Source organism: Pseudoduganella sp. OTU4001, from assembly GCF_038440195.1.
GTDB lineage: Bacteria > Pseudomonadota > Gammaproteobacteria > Burkholderiales > Burkholderiaceae_D > Rugamonas.
In genome coordinates, this window is the sequence record NZ_JASATG010000055.1 from 1 (window position 1) to 15,749 (window position 15,749).

15 protein-coding genes are annotated in these 15,749 nt (G+C 65.2%); 7 read left to right on the forward strand and 8 right to left on the reverse strand.

Going from position 1 to position 15,749, the window contains the following annotated elements; genetic code table 11:
- Nucleotides 1-160: 160 nt before the first annotated feature.
- From icmF to AAHE99_RS25855, 5 genes are all read left to right on the forward strand, one after another.
- Complete coding sequence (gene icmF / locus AAHE99_RS25835; RefSeq protein ID WP_342120787.1) at nucleotides 161-3,454, forward strand: fused isobutyryl-CoA mutase/GTPase IcmF; 3,294 nt, start codon at nucleotides 161-163, stop codon at nucleotides 3,452-3,454.
- 183 nt (nucleotides 3,455-3,637) lie between these two features.
- A complete protein-coding gene (locus AAHE99_RS25840; RefSeq protein WP_342120788.1) occupies nucleotides 3,638-5,089 on the forward strand; it encodes a glycosyltransferase family 39 protein in 1,452 nt (483 codons plus the stop codon).
- A gap of 7 nt (nucleotides 5,090-5,096) precedes the next feature.
- Nucleotides 5,097-5,480 carry a GtrA family protein gene (locus AAHE99_RS25845; protein WP_342120789.1) on the forward strand — a complete coding sequence of 128 codons (384 nt, stop codon included), beginning with the start codon at nucleotides 5,097-5,099 and terminating at the stop codon, nucleotides 5,478-5,480.
- Entirely contained in the window at nucleotides 5,453-6,475 is a 1,023-nt protein-coding gene (locus AAHE99_RS25850; RefSeq protein ID WP_342120790.1) for a glycosyltransferase family 2 protein, read from the forward strand. Before AAHE99_RS25845 ends, AAHE99_RS25850 begins: the two co-directional genes overlap by 28 nt.
- An 86-nt stretch (nucleotides 6,476-6,561) precedes the next feature.
- A complete protein-coding gene (locus tag AAHE99_RS25855; protein ID WP_342120791.1) occupies nucleotides 6,562-6,882 on the forward strand; it encodes a hypothetical protein in 321 nt (106 codons plus the stop codon).
- On the opposite strand, the gene AAHE99_RS25860 is transcribed toward AAHE99_RS25855, so the two are convergent.
- Both AAHE99_RS25860 and AAHE99_RS25865 read right to left on the reverse strand, forming a co-directional pair.
- Complete coding sequence (locus AAHE99_RS25860) at nucleotides 6,883-7,899, reverse strand: TonB family protein (RefSeq protein ID WP_342120792.1); 1,017 nt, start codon at nucleotides 7,897-7,899, stop codon at nucleotides 6,883-6,885.
- A 157-nt stretch (nucleotides 7,900-8,056) separates the two neighbouring features.
- Entirely contained in the window at nucleotides 8,057-9,049 is a 993-nt protein-coding gene (locus AAHE99_RS25865) for an MBL fold metallo-hydrolase (RefSeq protein WP_342120803.1), read from the reverse strand.
- 113 nt (nucleotides 9,050-9,162) lie between these two features.
- Between AAHE99_RS25865 and AAHE99_RS25870 the strand changes: the two genes are divergently transcribed.
- The gene (locus tag AAHE99_RS25870) at nucleotides 9,163-9,771 is read left to right on the forward strand and encodes a TetR/AcrR family transcriptional regulator (RefSeq protein ID WP_342120793.1); all 609 of its coding nucleotides are present in this window, start codon (nucleotides 9,163-9,165) and stop codon (nucleotides 9,769-9,771) included.
- On the opposite strand, the gene AAHE99_RS25875 is transcribed toward AAHE99_RS25870, so the two are convergent.
- Together AAHE99_RS25875 and AAHE99_RS25880 are read right to left on the reverse strand one after the other, a co-directional pair.
- Nucleotides 9,768-10,862 carry a WD40/YVTN/BNR-like repeat-containing protein gene (locus AAHE99_RS25875; protein WP_342120794.1) on the reverse strand — a complete coding sequence of 365 codons (1,095 nt, stop codon included), beginning with the start codon at nucleotides 10,860-10,862 and terminating at the stop codon, nucleotides 9,768-9,770. The genes AAHE99_RS25870 and AAHE99_RS25875 overlap by 4 nt on opposite strands.
- Before the next feature lies 1 nt (nucleotide 10,863).
- Nucleotides 10,864-11,121: a MoaD/ThiS family protein gene (locus tag AAHE99_RS25880; RefSeq protein ID WP_342120795.1), complete on the reverse strand. Its 258-nt coding sequence runs from the start codon at nucleotides 11,119-11,121 to the stop codon at nucleotides 10,864-10,866.
- A 63-nt stretch (nucleotides 11,122-11,184) separates the two neighbouring features.
- On the opposite strand from AAHE99_RS25880, the gene AAHE99_RS25885 reads away from it, so the two are divergent.
- A complete protein-coding gene (locus AAHE99_RS25885; RefSeq protein WP_342120797.1) occupies nucleotides 11,185-11,505 on the forward strand; it encodes a hypothetical protein in 321 nt (106 codons plus the stop codon).
- On the opposite strand, the gene AAHE99_RS25890 is transcribed toward AAHE99_RS25885, so the two are convergent.
- Genes AAHE99_RS25890 through AAHE99_RS25905 form a run of 4 tightly spaced genes read right to left on the reverse strand, consistent with a single transcriptional unit; the run spans nucleotide 11,502 to nucleotide 15,681 of the window.
- Nucleotides 11,502-12,476, reverse strand: a complete 975-nt coding sequence (locus AAHE99_RS25890; RefSeq protein ID WP_342120798.1) for a polysaccharide deacetylase family protein — start codon at nucleotides 12,474-12,476, stop codon at nucleotides 11,502-11,504. The two genes, AAHE99_RS25885 and AAHE99_RS25890, sit on opposite strands and share 4 nt — an antisense overlap.
- Nucleotides 12,463-13,755 carry a putative O-glycosylation ligase, exosortase A system-associated gene (locus AAHE99_RS25895; protein WP_342120800.1) on the reverse strand — a complete coding sequence of 431 codons (1,293 nt, stop codon included), beginning with the start codon at nucleotides 13,753-13,755 and terminating at the stop codon, nucleotides 12,463-12,465. Before AAHE99_RS25895 ends, AAHE99_RS25890 begins: the two co-directional genes overlap by 14 nt.
- 13 nt (nucleotides 13,756-13,768) lie before the next feature.
- Entirely contained in the window at nucleotides 13,769-15,139 is a 1,371-nt protein-coding gene (locus tag AAHE99_RS25900; protein ID WP_342120801.1) for a phenylacetate--CoA ligase family protein, read from the reverse strand.
- Nucleotides 15,136-15,681 (reverse strand): glycosyltransferase family 4 protein, encoded by a 546-nt coding sequence (locus AAHE99_RS25905; RefSeq protein ID WP_342120802.1) that lies wholly within the window; start codon nucleotides 15,679-15,681, stop codon nucleotides 15,136-15,138. Before AAHE99_RS25905 ends, AAHE99_RS25900 begins: the two co-directional genes overlap by 4 nt.
- Between the last annotated feature and the right edge of the window lie 68 nt (nucleotides 15,682-15,749).

A 15,749-nucleotide genomic window follows, 5' to 3' on the forward strand; every position in this document is an offset into this window, starting at 1 on the left:
CCGGGGCGGGCGCCGGGCCCGCCCGCCCCGCCGCCCGCCCCCCCCCCGGCGCTTTTTTTTTTTGGGGGGCCGCGGCCCCCCCCCCCCACCAACCCCGCTTGACTTGACGTTAACGTAAACGTCATATAATGAAAAATCCACCGTTCCAAGGAACAAAAGAATGAACGACCTCGCCAACGCCAAGAAACTTGCCGCTGAGCCAGAACAGGCCAAGACCGCGAACAAAGTGCGCTTTGTCACCGCCGCGTCCCTGTTCGACGGCCACGACGCCTCGATCAACATCATGCGCCGCATCCTGCAATCGCAGGGCGCCGAAGTGATCCACCTGGGCCACAACCGCTCGGTGGACGAAGTGGTCACCGCCGCCCTGACCGAAGACGTGCAAGGCATCGCCATTTCCTCCTACCAGGGCGGCCACGTCGAATACTTCAAATACATGATCGACCTGCTGCGCCAGCGCGGCGGTTCGCACATCAAGGTGTTCGGCGGCGGCGGCGGCGTGATCGTGCCAAGCGAAATCGCCGACCTGCACGACTACGGCGTGACGCGCATCTTCTCGCCGGAAGACGGCCAGCGTATGGGCCTGGTCGGCATGATCCAGTGGATGGTGCAGCAGTGCGACGTCGACCTGTCGACCTACTCGCCGACCCAGCTGGACGCCATCCGCGCCGGCGACATCGAACAGCGCCACCGCCCGCTGGCCCAGCTGATCACCGCGCTGGAAAACGGCAAGGCCTCCGACAAGCTGCGCGCCGAACTGGCCGAAGCTGCGAAAGCCGCCACCGCCCCAACCCTCGGCATCACGGGCACCGGCGGCGCCGGTAAATCCTCGCTGACCGATGAACTGATCCGCCGCATCCGCCTGGACCAGGGCGACGCGCTGAACATCGCCGTGATCTCGATCGACCCGTCGCGTCGCAAATCCGGCGGCGCGCTGCTGGGCGACCGTATCCGCATGAACGCGATCAATCCATGGAACGGCAAGACCCGCGTCTTCATGCGTTCCCTGGCAACCCGCGAAGCCGGCTCCGAAATTTCCCAGGCCCTGCCTGACGTGATCGCCGCCTGCAAAGTGGCCGGCTTCGACCTGGTGATCGTGGAAACCTCCGGCATCGGCCAGGGCGACGCCGCGATCGTGCCGCACGTCGACGTGTCCATGTACGTGATGACGCCGGAATTCGGCGCCGCCTCGCAGCTGGAAAAGATCGACATGCTGGACTTCGCCGACTTCATCGCGATCAACAAATTCGACCGCAAGGGCGCGCAGGATGCGCTGCGCGACGTGGCCAAGCAGTACCAGCGCAACCGTGAAATGTGGAGCAAGCGTCCGGAAGAAATGCCGGTGTACGGCACCCAGGCTTCGCGCTTCAACGACGACGGCGTGACCGCCCTGTACCAGGGCCTGCTGCCGGTACTGGCGGGCAAAGGCCTGAAGACCAGCAAAGGCGTGCTGGCCCCGATGGACGTGCGCTTCAGCTCCGGCAAGAACGTGATCGTGCCGCCGGCACGCGCGCGCTACCTGGCCGAGATCTCGGACACCGTACGCGGCTACCACAAGAAGACCCAGGCGCAAGCCAAGCTGGCGCGCGAACGCCAGCAGCTGCAGGAATCCAAACGCATGATGGCGGTGGCCGGCAAGTCCGTGGCGGACTTCGACGACCTGATCATCGAGCGCGACCACGCCATGGACGGCAGCGCCAAGAAGCTGCTGGCCCAATGGCCTGACATGCAGGCGGCCTACGCCGGCGACGAATACGTGGTGAAAATCCGCGACAAGGAAATCCGCACCGGCCTGGTACAGCACACTCTGTCCGGCACCAAGATCCGCAAAGTCTCGCTGCCGAAGTACGAGGACCACGGCGAGCTGCTGCGCTGGCTGATGCTGGAGAACGTCCCAGGCTCCTACCCGTTCACCGCCGGCGTGTTCGCCTTCAAGCGTGAAGGCGAAGACCCGACCCGCATGTTCGCGGGCGAAGGCGATGCCTTCCGCACCAACCGCCGCTTCAAGCTGGTCTCCACCGGCATGGACGCCAAGCGCCTGTCGACCGCCTTCGACTCCGTCACCCTGTACGGCGCCGATCCTGCGATCCGTCCGGACATCTACGGCAAGATCGGCAACTCCGGCGTGTCGATCGCGACCCTGGACGACATGAAGGTGCTGTACGACGGCTTCGACCTGTGCAACCCAAGCACCTCGGTCTCGATGACCATCAACGGCCCGGCGCCTGCCATCCTGGCGATGTTCATGAACACCGCCATCGACCAGCAGGTCGAGAAGTTCGTGACCGAGAACAAGCGCCAGCCGTCGGAAGACGAGTACCAGAAGATCAAGGACTGGGTGCTGATGAACGTGCGCGGCACCGTGCAGGCCGACATCCTGAAGGAAGACCAGGGCCAGAACACCTGCATCTTCTCGACCGAGTTCTCGCTGAAGGTAATGGGCGACATCCAGGAATACTTCGTGCACCACCAGGTGCGCAACTTCTACTCGGTGTCGATCTCCGGCTACCACATCGCGGAAGCGGGCGCGAACCCGATCTCGCAGCTGGCCTTCACGCTGTCCAACGGCTTCACGTTCGTGGAAGCCTACCTGGCGCGCGGCATGCACATCGACGATTTCGCGCCGAACCTGTCGTTCTTCTTCTCCAACGGCATGGACCCGGAATACACGGTGCTGGGCCGCGTGGCGCGCCGCATCTGGGCCGTCACCATGAAGGAGAAGTACGGCGCCAACGACCGCTCGCAGAAGCTGAAGTACCACATCCAGACTTCCGGCCGCTCGCTGCACGCGCAGGAAATCGACTTCAACGACATCCGCACCACGCTGCAGGCGCTGATCGCAATCTACGACAACTGCAACTCGCTGCACACCAACGCTTACGATGAAGCGATCACCACGCCGACCGACGAATCGGTCCGCCGCGCACTGGCGATCCAACTGATCATCAACCGCGAATGGGGCCTGGCGAAGAACGAGAACCCGAACCAGGGCGCCTTCATCATCGAAGAGCTGACCGACCTGGTGGAGGAAGCCGTGCTGCAGGAATTCGAGCGCATCGCCGAACGCGGCGGCGTGCTGGGCGCGATGGAAACCGGCTACCAGCGCGGCAAGATCCAGGAAGAGTCGCTGCTGTACGAGCACAAGAAGCACGACGGCTCGCTGCCTATCATCGGCGTCAACACCTTCCGCAACCCGAAAGGTTCGGAAGCCCCGGCCACCATCGAACTGGCCCGTTCCACCGACGACGAGAAGCAGTCGCAGCTGACCCGCCTGGCGGACTTCCACGCCCGTAATGCGGATGCCGCGCCGGCCGCCCTGGCCGCGCTGCAGAAGGCCGCCATCGACAACGAAAACGTGTTCGCCAAGCTGATGGACGCCGCCCGCGTCTGCTCGCTGGGCCAGATCACGACCGCGCTGTTCGAAGTCGGCGGCCAGTACCGCCGCAATATGTAAGCAGAAGCGCTTTTCCCGCCCCTTCCCGGGGGCGGGAGTGGGGATTCAGTGTTTGACACTGAAAATTGCCAATGGCATAATTGCAATGGCTAAATTGCAACAATTTCTGCTCTTTGTCCGGAGAGCCTCTCCACCCACTCCCGCGCCGCGCTGTTGACGGTGCTCCCATCCCTGCGAGGGCCCATGGTGAACCGAACGCTGCATGCCCTTGCTTTTGCGCTGACCGGCCTGATGGCTGCGGGCGTATTACTTTCCACACCATTATTCGCCTGGACGATGTTGCGCGGTAACATCACCGCGACGGCGTTTGCTGCCAGCGCACTGCTGGCCCTGGCGGTAGCGGCCGCGGTCGTCGCAGGACGCGCCCGCTTGCTGGCCTTGCTGCGCCGTGCCGCCGGTGCGGGCGCCGCCTGGCCGGCGCGCCGCTGGCTGCTGCTGATGCTGGTGGCCGGGCTGGCCCTGCGGCTGTTGTTCTACTTTGCCTTTCCTGCGCAGCCCAGTTCCGATGGCGCCGTTTATCTCGGCCTGGCCCGCAAGCTGGCCAACGGCGAGACTTATGGCTCAGACGGCGCCCTGGCCTTCTGGCCGCCCGGTTATCCATTCTTCCTCTTGCCCTGGGTAGCTGCCGCGCTGCCGCTGAAGTTCATACCGGTGCTGTCCAATCTGCTGCTGTTTGCACTAACCCTGCCCGTGGTGTGGCGCCTGGCCGAACGCCTGGCCGGTCCGGCCGCAGCGCGCCTGGCAACCGTGCTGTTGACGCTGTGGCCCAACTACGTGACCAACGTCGCCACACCGGAAAAGGAAAACCTGCTGATTTTCCTGTTGCCAGCTGTCGTCCTGCTGTATTGCACCAGCACGCGCGCCTGGCCGCGCTTGCTGGCCGGACTGCTGCTGGGTTTCGGCGCGCTGACGCAGCCGTCCCTGCTCTTGTTCCCCTCGGTCCTGCTCTGTTTCGAACTGTTCCAGAACAATGGCTGGCGGCGGGTCCTGCTGCACCTGACCCTGTTGATGGCCGGCATGGCTGCCGTGATCGCGCCCTGGACCGCCCGCAATATGGCGGTGTTCGGCGAAGTGGTGGTGGTCACCGCCAACGGCGGCGACGTGCTGTACCGCGCGAATAATCCGATGGCTACCGGCGGCTTCACGCCACGCGGCGAAGTCGACTTGTCCAATCTCGGCGAACTGGAACGCAATCGCATGGGCGCCAAGCTGGCCAAGGAATGGATAGTCAGCCATCCCATGCAGTTCGCCGGCCTGGTGCTGACCAAGCAGATGCTGTTCCTGGGCGACGACTCGGTCGGCGTCTATGCCAGCATGCGCCGCAGCGGCATGGCCAGCGACACCACCATCCTGCTCTTCAAGGGCTTGGCCAACGGCTTCTGGTACGCGCTCTGGGCCATCCTGCTGATGCTGTGCTGGCAACGCCTGCGCCTGCAAAGCCCGCCCGTCAATGCCCTGGAATCGGCATTGATGCTGTCCTATGCCTATTTCTTCAGCCTGCATAGCGTGTTTGAAAGCAATGGCAAGTACCATGTGCCCGCACTGGCGCTGCTGGCGGTGCTGGCCGCCAGCATGGTCGTGCGTGGGCTTGCCGTGCACGATACGGCAACTGCGGTCCAACGCCCGGCCAACTGACCCCGCTATGCGCGACCTGTTCCAGTTTGTCCGCTTCGCCCTGCTCGGCGCCCTCGGCACCGCGGTGCATTACCTGCTGCTGATAGCGCTGGTGACTGGCCTGAAGCAGCCGGAAGCGCTGGGCGCCATGGTGGGGGCATGCGCCGGCGCCTTTTGCAATTACTATTTGAACCGGCGCTACAACTTCCGCAGCACACGGCGCCACCGCGAAGCACTGCCACGCTTCCTGGCGGTGGCTGGCCTGGGTATTGTGCTGAACGGCGTCATCGTCGGTTTCCTGAGCCAGGCTGGCTGGCATTACCTGCTGGCGCAAGCTGCCGCTACCATTTTGATTTTGGTGATTAACTTTTTTGCGAGCAAAACGTGGATATTCGTGAACCCGAACAACTGATGCAAGGTTTGCCTGACAAAGCCAAGGTAGCACTGACCCCGCGCGCGGCCGGCTACCTGCCGAGCTTTTCCATTGTGGCGCCGGCCTACAACGAGCAGGAAGTGCTGGAGCAGTTCCACCGCCGGGTTAGCAAGGTCATGCAGGACCTGGGGGCCGACTACGAAATCGTGCTGGTCAATGACGGCAGCCGCGACGGCACCCTGTGGCTGATGCGCATGCTGCAGGCACAGGATCCGCGCGTGTCCATCGTCGACCTGTCGCGCAACTTCGGCAAGGAGATCGCCCTGACGGCCGGACTTGACCACGCTAAAGGCGAAGTGGTGGTGGTGCTGGACGCCGACCTGCAAGACCCGCCGGAACTGATCCCGGACATGCTGGCGCGCTGGCGCGAGGGCTATGACGTGGTGTACGGCGTGCGCACGCAGCGCGATGGGGAAACCTGGCTGAAGAAAGCCACGGCCAAAGCGTTTTACCGCCTGATCCGGCGCGTCAGCCGGGTCGACATTCCGCAAGATACCGGCGACTTCCGCCTGATGTCGCGCCGCGTGGTCAGCGAAATGCGCGGACTGCGCGAAGTGCACCGTTTCATGAAAGGCTTGTTCGCCTGGGTCGGCTTCCCGTCCACGCCGCTGTACTACCGGCGCGATGCGCGTGCCGCCGGCGATACCAAGTGGAATTACTGGAACCTGTGGAACTTCGCCATTGAAGGCATTACGTCCTTTACCGTGGCGCCGCTGAAGGTGGCCACCTATTTCGGCCTTAGCATCGCGGTCCTGGCCCTGGCGTACGGCGGCTTCGTGGTCGGCAAAGCCTTGCTGTTCGGCGATGTGGTCAAGGGTTATCCGTCGCTGATGGCGGTGGTGCTGTTCCTGGGCGGCATCCAGCTGCTGGCGATCGGCGTGATGGGCGAATATATCGGCCGCATTTTCAATGAGGTCAAGGCGCGCCCGCTGTACCTGATCAACCGTTTGCTGCCATCCCAGCTCAAGGAGTAGTCTGCACGAAACTCTGGCATTCGCGCCCATTTTGGCCTAACCTTAGGTTGGTGCCTTGGTGAAAGGTTGCTTCTAAGGGTAGACGCGTGGTTTCATTGAATTCCATCAACTCTCTGCAGAATGCGGTCGCGTTTGCCGAACGCAAGGTTCAGCAAGGGCGCGACCAGGTCGCGCAGGATGAGGATCGCCTGGACGAAAGCCGCGCCGCCCTCGAGCGCAACCAGCAGGAGCTGGGGCGCACCAAGCTGGAACGCGACCGGGCCCAGGCGCAAGCCACCCCTACCCTTGCCACCCCGCGCCTGGACCGCGCCATCGAACAGCGCGTGCCCAGCGATGCCTTGCCGAAAGCACCGACCCTGAATACCCTGGGCCAGACAATCGGCAAGCTGATCAACGTCGAAGCCTGATTACTTCGCTTCCTGCTGCTTGAGGCGCGCCAGCGCCGTCCGCGCGTACGGGATGCCGCCGGCCGCCGCCCGCTCATACAGCGCCTGGGCCCTGGCGCGGTCGGCCGGCAAATGTTCACCTTTTTCGTAAAGCGTGCCGAGCAGGAACTGCGCCATGCGGTCCTGCTCTTCCGCCCCCTCCTGCAGCAGGCGTACGGCCTCGGCAGTACTACTGCCGCCCTCTTTCAGCAACATGGCCGCGAGCGGCATGCGCGCAAACTTGTGGCCGCCAGCGATGGCCTTCTCCAGCAGTGCGCGCGCCCTGGCCTCGTCCGGCCGCACACTCTTTGGCCCGGTCAGCGCCATGGCCAGGCTGAATTCGGCCATCGGGGAACCCGCCGCGACGGCTTTTTCGAGCCATTCCAGCGCTTGCAGCGGGTCAGCCTCCACATGGCGGCCGGAGCGCAATTCCAGGGCCAGCGCTTCCATGCCGCGGACATTGCCCTGCTCGGCCGCAGCGCGCAGCCAGCGCATGCCTTCGGCCGGGTTGCGTTTCGACGCGTCGCCAGACAGGTAGCCGCTGGCGACCCGTACTTGCGCCTCGCTATCGCCCTGCTCGGCGGCGGCCAGGCTGCGCTCCCATTCGGCTTTCTGCTCGGCCGGCGACTTCGCCTCCTCCAGCGTCCACGCATACTGGATGCGGGTGCGGGTCGGCTCAGTGCGGCCTATGCTGGCCGGCGCCGTGAACTGGCATTTGGCCAGGCCATCCTGCGCCGCCAGGTCCAGCAGCGGGTAGCCGCTCGACGTGAGCACCTTGGATTCCATCACCTTGCCGTCCAGCCCGATCAGGAATTCCAGGGTCACGCGCCCGGTTTCCTCCTTGCGCAGCGACTCCCTCGGCCACACCGGCTTGGCGCAGGATTTGAAATCAACCGAGAGTTGCTTCTGTGCGGACTGATCCATGCGCCCGACACCCTCGGTTTGGGCCTGGGCGGGCAGGAAGGCAAGGCTGGCCAGCAGCGCTGGCAGGGTTTTCATCAGGTTCATAAACTTAAATTATCAGAAAGTTAATGTGGGCCCAATGTAGCATCGCCCTACTATTGCGCCAAGGAATTAGAGGGCGCCGTCGGTTGTGCCGCCGGGCGCGGCGCCGGTTTCGGCAAACGCCACTGGAGCAGGAAACGCTGGTAGGGCTTCATGGCAGCCTCCACCAGGCGCTGCCGGCGGCCGGCTCGGCGATGCTGAGCGGCTCGCCGATCACCGGTGTAGCCAGGGTCTGGCGGCGCGCGGCTGCCAGGGCGGTGATCTGCTCGAACGGGTCGTCCCAGCTGTGCATGGCCAGGTCGAAAGTGCCGTTATGGATCGGCAGCAGGACCTTGCCGCGCAGGTCGAGATGGGCCTGCATGGTTTCCTTCGGCTGCATATGGATGTCCGGCCATTGCGGGTCGTAGGCGCCGGTTTCCATCAGGGTCAGGTCGAACGGGCCGAACCGCTCGCCGATCTCCTTGAAGCCCTTGAAATAACCGGTGTCGCCCGAGAAGAAGACGCGCAGGTTGCCGCTTTCAATCACCCACGAGGCCCATAGCGTCTTGTTGCCGTCGAACAGGCCGCGGCCGGAGAAGTGCTGGGCCGGGGTGGCGGTCAGCTTCAGGCCGCCGGCCTCGACCGACTGCCACCAGCCCAGCTGGCGCACCTTGCCGGCCGCCACGCCCCATTCGATGAGGGTGTCGCCCACACCCAGCGGCGCCAGGAAATGTTCGGTCTTGGCGGCCAGCGCGCGGATCGCGTCGTAATCGAGGTGGTCGTAGTGGTTATGCGACAGGATCACGCCCTTGATCGGCGGCAGCTCGGCAATGCTGATCGGCGGCGCGTGGAAGCGCGCCGGGCCGGCCCATTGCACTGGCGAGGCGCGTTGGGAAAACACCGGATCGGTCAGCCAGAACTCGCCGTTGAGCTTGAGCAGGATGCTGGAGTGGCCCAGGCGGTACAGCGTATTGTCCGGCGCAGCCAGCAATTGCTCGCGAGTGAGTGCTTGCACCGGCAGCGCCTGCGCTGGCGTGGTATTGGCCGGCTTGTTGAAAGTGAAGTCCCAGAGAATCTTCAGGGTCTTCAGGAATCCCGGTTGCTGGCGCGGGGCGTCATTGTGGTACACGGGACGGGTATCGGCGGCGTAGGCAAGGCAAGTCATGGCGAAAATCGCTCCAATCAGCACGGTTCGTTTCATGGCACTCCAATAAATTACACTGCACAGTGTAGTTTCCGTTTTGAGAAAAGTAAACTACCCGGTGTAAAATATTCTTTATGAACCAACCCGACAAACTGACCGACCGCAAGCGCGCCGCCATCACCACGGCTGCCATCGCCGAATTCCGCGCGCGCGGCTTCGAAGCCACCAGCATGGACCGCATCGCCTCGGCAGCGGGCGTGTCCAAGCGTACGGTGTACAACCACTTCCCCAGCAAGGACGACTTGTTCGAGCACATCCTGCAGGAGCTGTGGGAGTGCAGCACGGCGCTGAATGCGGTCAGCTACCGCCAGGGGCAGCCGCTCAAGCCGCAGCTGACGGAGCTGATGCGCCAGAAGATGGCGATGCTGCGCGACGACTACTTCCTGGACCTGGTGCGGGTGGCGATCGCCGAGGCAATCCATGCGCCGCAGCGCGCCGGCGATATGGTCGCCAAGCTGGGCAAGAAGGAGGAAGGGGTGGCGACGTTCCTGCGCGCGGCGCAGGAGGACAAGGTGCTGAAAGCCGGCGACCCGGCCTTCATGTCGCATATGCTGCAGGGCCAGCTCAAAAGCTTCGCGCTGTGGCCGCAGGTGGCCATGGGCAAGCCGCCACTGACGCCGCAGGAACAGGAGGCGGTCATCAGCGCCACCGTCGAGATGTTCCTGGCCTACTACGCCGCCTAGGCGGCGTTGAAGCGTACCGCGTACACCGGCGGCAAGGTGGTGGAGATGGTCTGCCAGTGCTCGCCGCCATTGGTCGACAGCCAGGCGCCGCCGGTGGTGGACGCCATCAGCAGCGTCTTGCCGTCATCGGCCACGGCCAGTCCGTGGCGGTACACCAGGTCATAGCAGTGTTCCTGCGGCAGGCCGCCGCGCAAGGTGCTGAAGCTGGCGCCGCCATCGGCGGTGCGGTTGACCGCCAGCGCCGCCTCGACCGGCACCCGCTGCTGGTCCGCCACGGCCGGCGCAAACCAGGCCGTGCCGCCGTCGCGCGGATGCACCGCCACCGCAAAACCAAAACTCGACAGCGGCGCCGTCACCTCGTCCCAGCTTTCGGCGTTATTGCGCGACCGCCAGATGCCGTTGTGATGCTGGCACCACAACACGTCCGGCTCGGCGCCGCAGCGCACGATACGGTGCGGGTCCTGCACCGCGCCCACCTCCTGCATCTCGGGCGGCATATAGCGCGCCGCCATGCCCTTGGTGCGCAGGGCCCAGCTGGCGCCGCCATCGCGCGTCTGCCAGGCGCCGCCGCAGGACACGCCGACCAGCAGCGACTGGCTGTCGCGCGGGTCGACGCAGATGCTGTGGATGCCCGGCACGTCGTAGCCGCCGCCAAACCATTGGCTGCGCTCCGGTACGTTCCAGAGCGACTCCACCAGCTGCCAGCTGGCGCCGCGGTCTTGCGAGCGGAACAGGCCGCCCGGCAGGGTGCCGGCCCACAGCACGCCGGGCTGGTCCGGCCCGCCGGCTTCCAGCGACCAGATCTGCTTGAGCGCCCAGGCGGTCTTGTCGCTGCTGTCGTCCGGCTTGGCGGGATAGGCCGGCACCGCGATCTCGGTCCACGCGCTGCTGCCGGCATCGCGCCGGTGCAGCTTGGCGCCGAAATGTCCCAGGTTCAGGCAGGCGTAGGTGGTGCCGTCGCGCGCATCGTGCAGCACCATCGACACCGGTTCGCCCAAGAACGATTTGTCGTCCTCCAGCTTCCATTCGCCGTTACGGTAAGACAGTTCGAACAAACCCTTGCGGGTTGCAAGGAAAGCGCGGTCAGCCATGTCATCCTCCGGATAAGGCTTGCAGCACATAAATCTTGGAATCGCCACGCAGCGGCTGATCGAGTTCGCTGCGCTGGCCATCGATGAACACCACCACATTGGCGCGCAGGCGGCCCTGCTCGTCCAGCACATAGGCGCCCAGGCGCGGGTTGGCGGCGAAGGCGCCGTCCAGCGCGGCACGCAAGGTCGCGGCCTGTGTCTCCAGGGTGGGGACGGGCAGGAAGCGCGCCAGCTGCTGGGTGAATATGATCTGGGCCATGGGAAGGGCCATTCTAACGCGCTTTGGCCTACAATGGCCCCATCTGCATGACCGGAGCCACGCATGGGTATCACTCCGCAGGAACTCGAGCTGTTGATGCATGAAGTGGAGCAGGAAGACCCGATCGATTTCGCCGACCTGCCCTTTGACGAACAGGATTTGCGCCAGCTGGTGGCCAACCATCTGTGCGAGATGGCCGATGCGCTGGAAGCGTTCAGCGAAGAAGACCGCCGCCTGACCCTGCTGGCGGTGGCGGCCAAGCTGGTGCTGGAAAACCTGGTGCTGCACGTGCAGCTGCTGCGGCGCCACGGCCTGCCGCTCAACGACCAGACCGCGGCCCTGCTGGCGCGCCTGCGCAAGAGCGGCGACGAGCCGGACGCTTAAACCCGCACCGCCGGCTGGAGCATATTGCGCGCCATGCGCAAACCGAATTTGGTGATGCCCTGGTCCCACGGCGTGAAGCGCGGCAGCTGGTACCAGTCGGCGGCGCCGCGGCTGACGCCCCACGAGGTGGTGACCGCGGCGTCGAAGCCCAGCTCGCGCACCATGGCCACGTGCTCGGGCAAATAATCCTCGCCCGGCTTGCCGTTCGGGTAGGCAAACACGCGCACCGGCGCATCGAGCGCCGCTTCCAGCGCCGCCTTGCCCTCGGCGATTTCCTGCCGCGCCGCTGCTGCTTCCAGGCGCGCCAGGATCGGATGGTTGACGGTATGGCCGCCAATCCCCATGCCGGCCGCGTGCAGCTTGCGCAGCTGGGCAGTGCTCATCATCAGGTCGCGCGGCAATTCCGTGCCGACCAGCTGCGCCACCTGCTGCACCTGCTCCAGGCGCTGCGCCATCGGCAGGTACTTCAACTGGCGGATCAGCGCGCCGATCGCCTGGCGCCGCTGCTCCCAGCTGCCCACCGCATGGCGGCCCAGGCCCAGCGCGCTGGCGTCCAGCCACTCGCCGGGCGCGCGCCGCACCGCTTCAATCACGGTGTCGTTCCACATGCGGCCGCCGTCCAGGAAGCCGGTGGCGATGAAGAAGGTGGCGTGCAAGCCATGCTTTTGCAGCACCGGCAGCGCCACTTCGGCGTTATCGGCATAGCCGTCGTCGAAAGTGATGCAGGCGCTGCGCGGCGGCAGGCGGCCGGCGGCGGCCAGCTGCACCGCTTCCAGCAGCGGCAGCACGTTGAAGCGCGATTTGAGCCAGGCCAGCTGGCTGTCGAACTGCGCCCGGTGCACTTCCAGCGGGAAGATCCGGTCCTGCTGCGGCAGCACGCGGTGGTAGATCAGGATGGCCGGCGCGCGGTGGCCGCCACCGGACAGCAGGGACAAGGCGCCCTGCTCCAACTGCCGCTTAAGCCACACCATGCGCCTCCTCCACCCGTACCGCAGGCGCCTGCTGCGCGCGCTCCTTCAGCGTTTTTTCCACCAAGAGGCGGGTCGCCACCAGGATCACCATCACGTAATACGGTACGTCGAAATAGGCCAGGCTGAGGAAGGCGCCGCCGACCAGGAAGCCGAGCAGGCTGACCTGCAGCATGCTGACCATCCGCCTGGCCCACTCCAGCTCCGGAATATTGCGGGCGTGGTTGATCACCCAGCTGCCATTGCGCCACACCAGCAGGTAGATCGACAGGTACAAGGCCAGCCCCACGTAGCCATGCTCGCCCAGTACCTGGAAGTAGATGCTGTGGGCGGCATGGACATCCTCCGGCACCGGCGCGTACTGCGCGAAAATCAGGTGGTTATAAATCTCGAAACCGCCGCCGGTCAGCGGGTGCTCCGCCGTCAGGTTGATCGCCATGCGCCAGGCATTGATGCGGCCCATCGCCGAATCGTCCTGCTCATAGTTGTTGATGGTATCGATCCGGCTATGCCATTGCTCCGGCATGAACATCAGGGCCAATGGCGCCAGGATGATCAGCAGCGCGCCCAGCTTGGCCTTGTCATGGCTCTTGAGCCACAGGAAGCCGAGCATGGCGCCCAATGCCAGCGCGGCGCCGCGCGAATACGAACCCATCGCCGCCATCACGCACAGGCCGGCCGACACCCAGATTGCGCGCTTGCCCCATTTGTTGGCGACCAGGGGCAAGGTGATCAGAATCAGCGGCACCACCATGACCAGGGCCAGCGCCACCTCATTATTGCCTTCGATGAAGGTCCCGGCCGGGCCCCACACACGCGAAGAGCCGCCGCTGCGGATCGTGAACAAGCCGCCTTTGACGCCGTAGAAGCCGAGCGATATCACCACGGTCCACAGCAGCATTTCGATTTCCTTGCGGGTGCGCACCAGCATCGCCACCACCAGCGTCATGCCCATGATTTTCACAACCTTCTTCATCATGGTCCAGGGCTCTTCCACCCCCAGCGAGAATACCGAAGTCACGGCCATCCATGCGGTGAACGCGATCAGGACCCAGATATAGCCGGTGTTCGGGAACACGACTTCCTTGGGTTTGGCCAGCATCGCCAGGATCGTTGTGCCGGCGATAATCGCGGCGAACGGCATGGTCGTCGCGAAGCCCCAGCCCTGGGTGTGCGGGTTCATCACGCTGATCCAGATCCACAGCACGGCGCCGTAAAACGGCCGCTTGAAAATGAAGGGCAGCGAGCCAAAGACGATCAGGGTAACGATCAGATCGCGCACGGCGCCTCCCGGCTTACTTGGTCAAGGCGTTCCATGGGGTCTCCAGCTTGGTTACGCAATAGCGGTATTTGCCGCTCTTCTCCGGCAGGATCTCGGGCACCAGCTCGACATCGATCCTGACCTGCTTGCCCATGCGCGCATGGAAGCCGGCCTCGATGCCCTGGCGCGCCTGCTCGTCGAACTGGCCGTCGTACACGATCTGCACGCGGGTCCAGTCCAGCGTTTCCTGGATCACCTTGAAGGAGCGCACCTCGGGCAAGTCGCGCATGATGTAGGCCAGGGCGGCGCTGTGGATCAGGGTGCCGTCCTGGTTGATCAGGAAGTCGGTGGTGCGGCCATGGATTTCCTTCAGCACCGGCAGCGTGCGGCCGCAGCAGCATGGCTCGCTATCAAGCGCGCCGACGTCGCCGGTGCGGTAGCGGATGAACGGGAAGTCGCCGGACTGCAGGTGGGTCACCACGATCTCGCCCGACTCGCCCGGCGGCAGCTGCCTGCCTTCGGGGTCCAGCACTTCGACCACGATGTCCTCGGCCGTGATGTGCAGCTTGCCGGCCGGGCACTGGTGGGCGATGAAGCCCGAATCGCGGCCGCCGTAGCCGTTGGCCACCGGGCAGCCGAATACGCGCTCGATCTGTTCGCGCTGCGGCTGGTACAGGCATTCCGAAGTGACGAAGGCGACGCGGATGCCCAGCTGGTCGAGGCGGATGCCCTTGTCCTCGGCATGCGAGGCAATGCGCGCCAGCACGGTCGGATAGCCGAACAGCATTTTCGGCTTGCGCTGGCGGATCCGTGCGACGTGGCCATCCAGGCCGCTTTCGGTGGTGGCGAAGGCCGACATCAGCTCGGTGCGCATCAGGGTGTCGCGCACCATGCGCACGCGGTCCTGCGCGCTCAGTTCGATGGGCGAGCCCCAGATCACGATCTCGCGGTCGCCGATGTCGACATTCCACCAGCGCGTGGCGCGCCATTTGGCCGCCACATCGTGGCTGACGCGGTGGCGCCCGACGTAGAAGGTCAGCGGCGCGCCGGTGGAGCCGCCGGTGTTATAGCGCACCAGGTTCTGCGCGTCCTCGGCTTTCAGCGTCTCGATATGTTCGCGGATCGCAGCCTTGTCCAGCAAGGGCAGGCGCATCAGGTCCGGCACGCCCTGGAAGTCGCGCGCCGGGTCGAAGCCGATGCGTGCGAATTCAGCGCGGTAGTACGGCACCTGCTGCTGCGCGTGCACCAGCAGAGCGCGCAGCCGCTCCAGCTGCAGCTGCTGCAGCTTGGGCAAGGGCCAGTACTGGGTTTGTTCCATATGGCGGCGCACCGCTACGCTGCTGTGCTTCTTCAGCTTTTCATGCAGCGGGAACAGGACGCCGGAAACCAGGGCGGTATAGATCATGGGCGGCGCCCTCCTTTGCTTGCCAGCGCCTGCCGGTAGACATCGAGCAGGCGCGGTTTGACGCTGGTCCACGCATATTGCGCCACGCTGGCGCGGCCGGCGCTGCGCAGCGCTTCGGCCAGCGCCGGTTCATCGGCCAGGCGCAGCACGGCTTGCGCCATCGCGGCCGGGTCGGCCGGCGGCACCAGCAGCGCGGTGCGGCCCTCGTCCACGATATACGGCACGCCGCCGACGCGGGTGCTGACCACCAGCGCGCCGCTGGCCAGGGCCTCCAGCACGGAATTGGGCATATTGTCGATCAGGCTGGGGTTCAGCATGATGTCGGCGTTGCGGTACAGGGCCGGCATGTCGGCGGTGTCGACGCGGCCGGTAAAGCGCACCGCGTCCGCCACGCCCAGTTCGCGCGCCAGCTGCTCCAGCTGGCTGCGCAGCGGGCCGGAGCCGGCCACCGTCAGCTGCGCTTCCGGATGCGCCTGGCGCACCAGGGCGAAGGCGCGCAGCGCGCTGGCGTTGTCGTAGATGTCTTCCAGGTTGCGCGCCACCAGTAGGGGGCGCGCCCCCGGGGGGGGGGGGGGGGGCCCCCCCCCCCCCCCCCGGCGGGCGGGGGAGG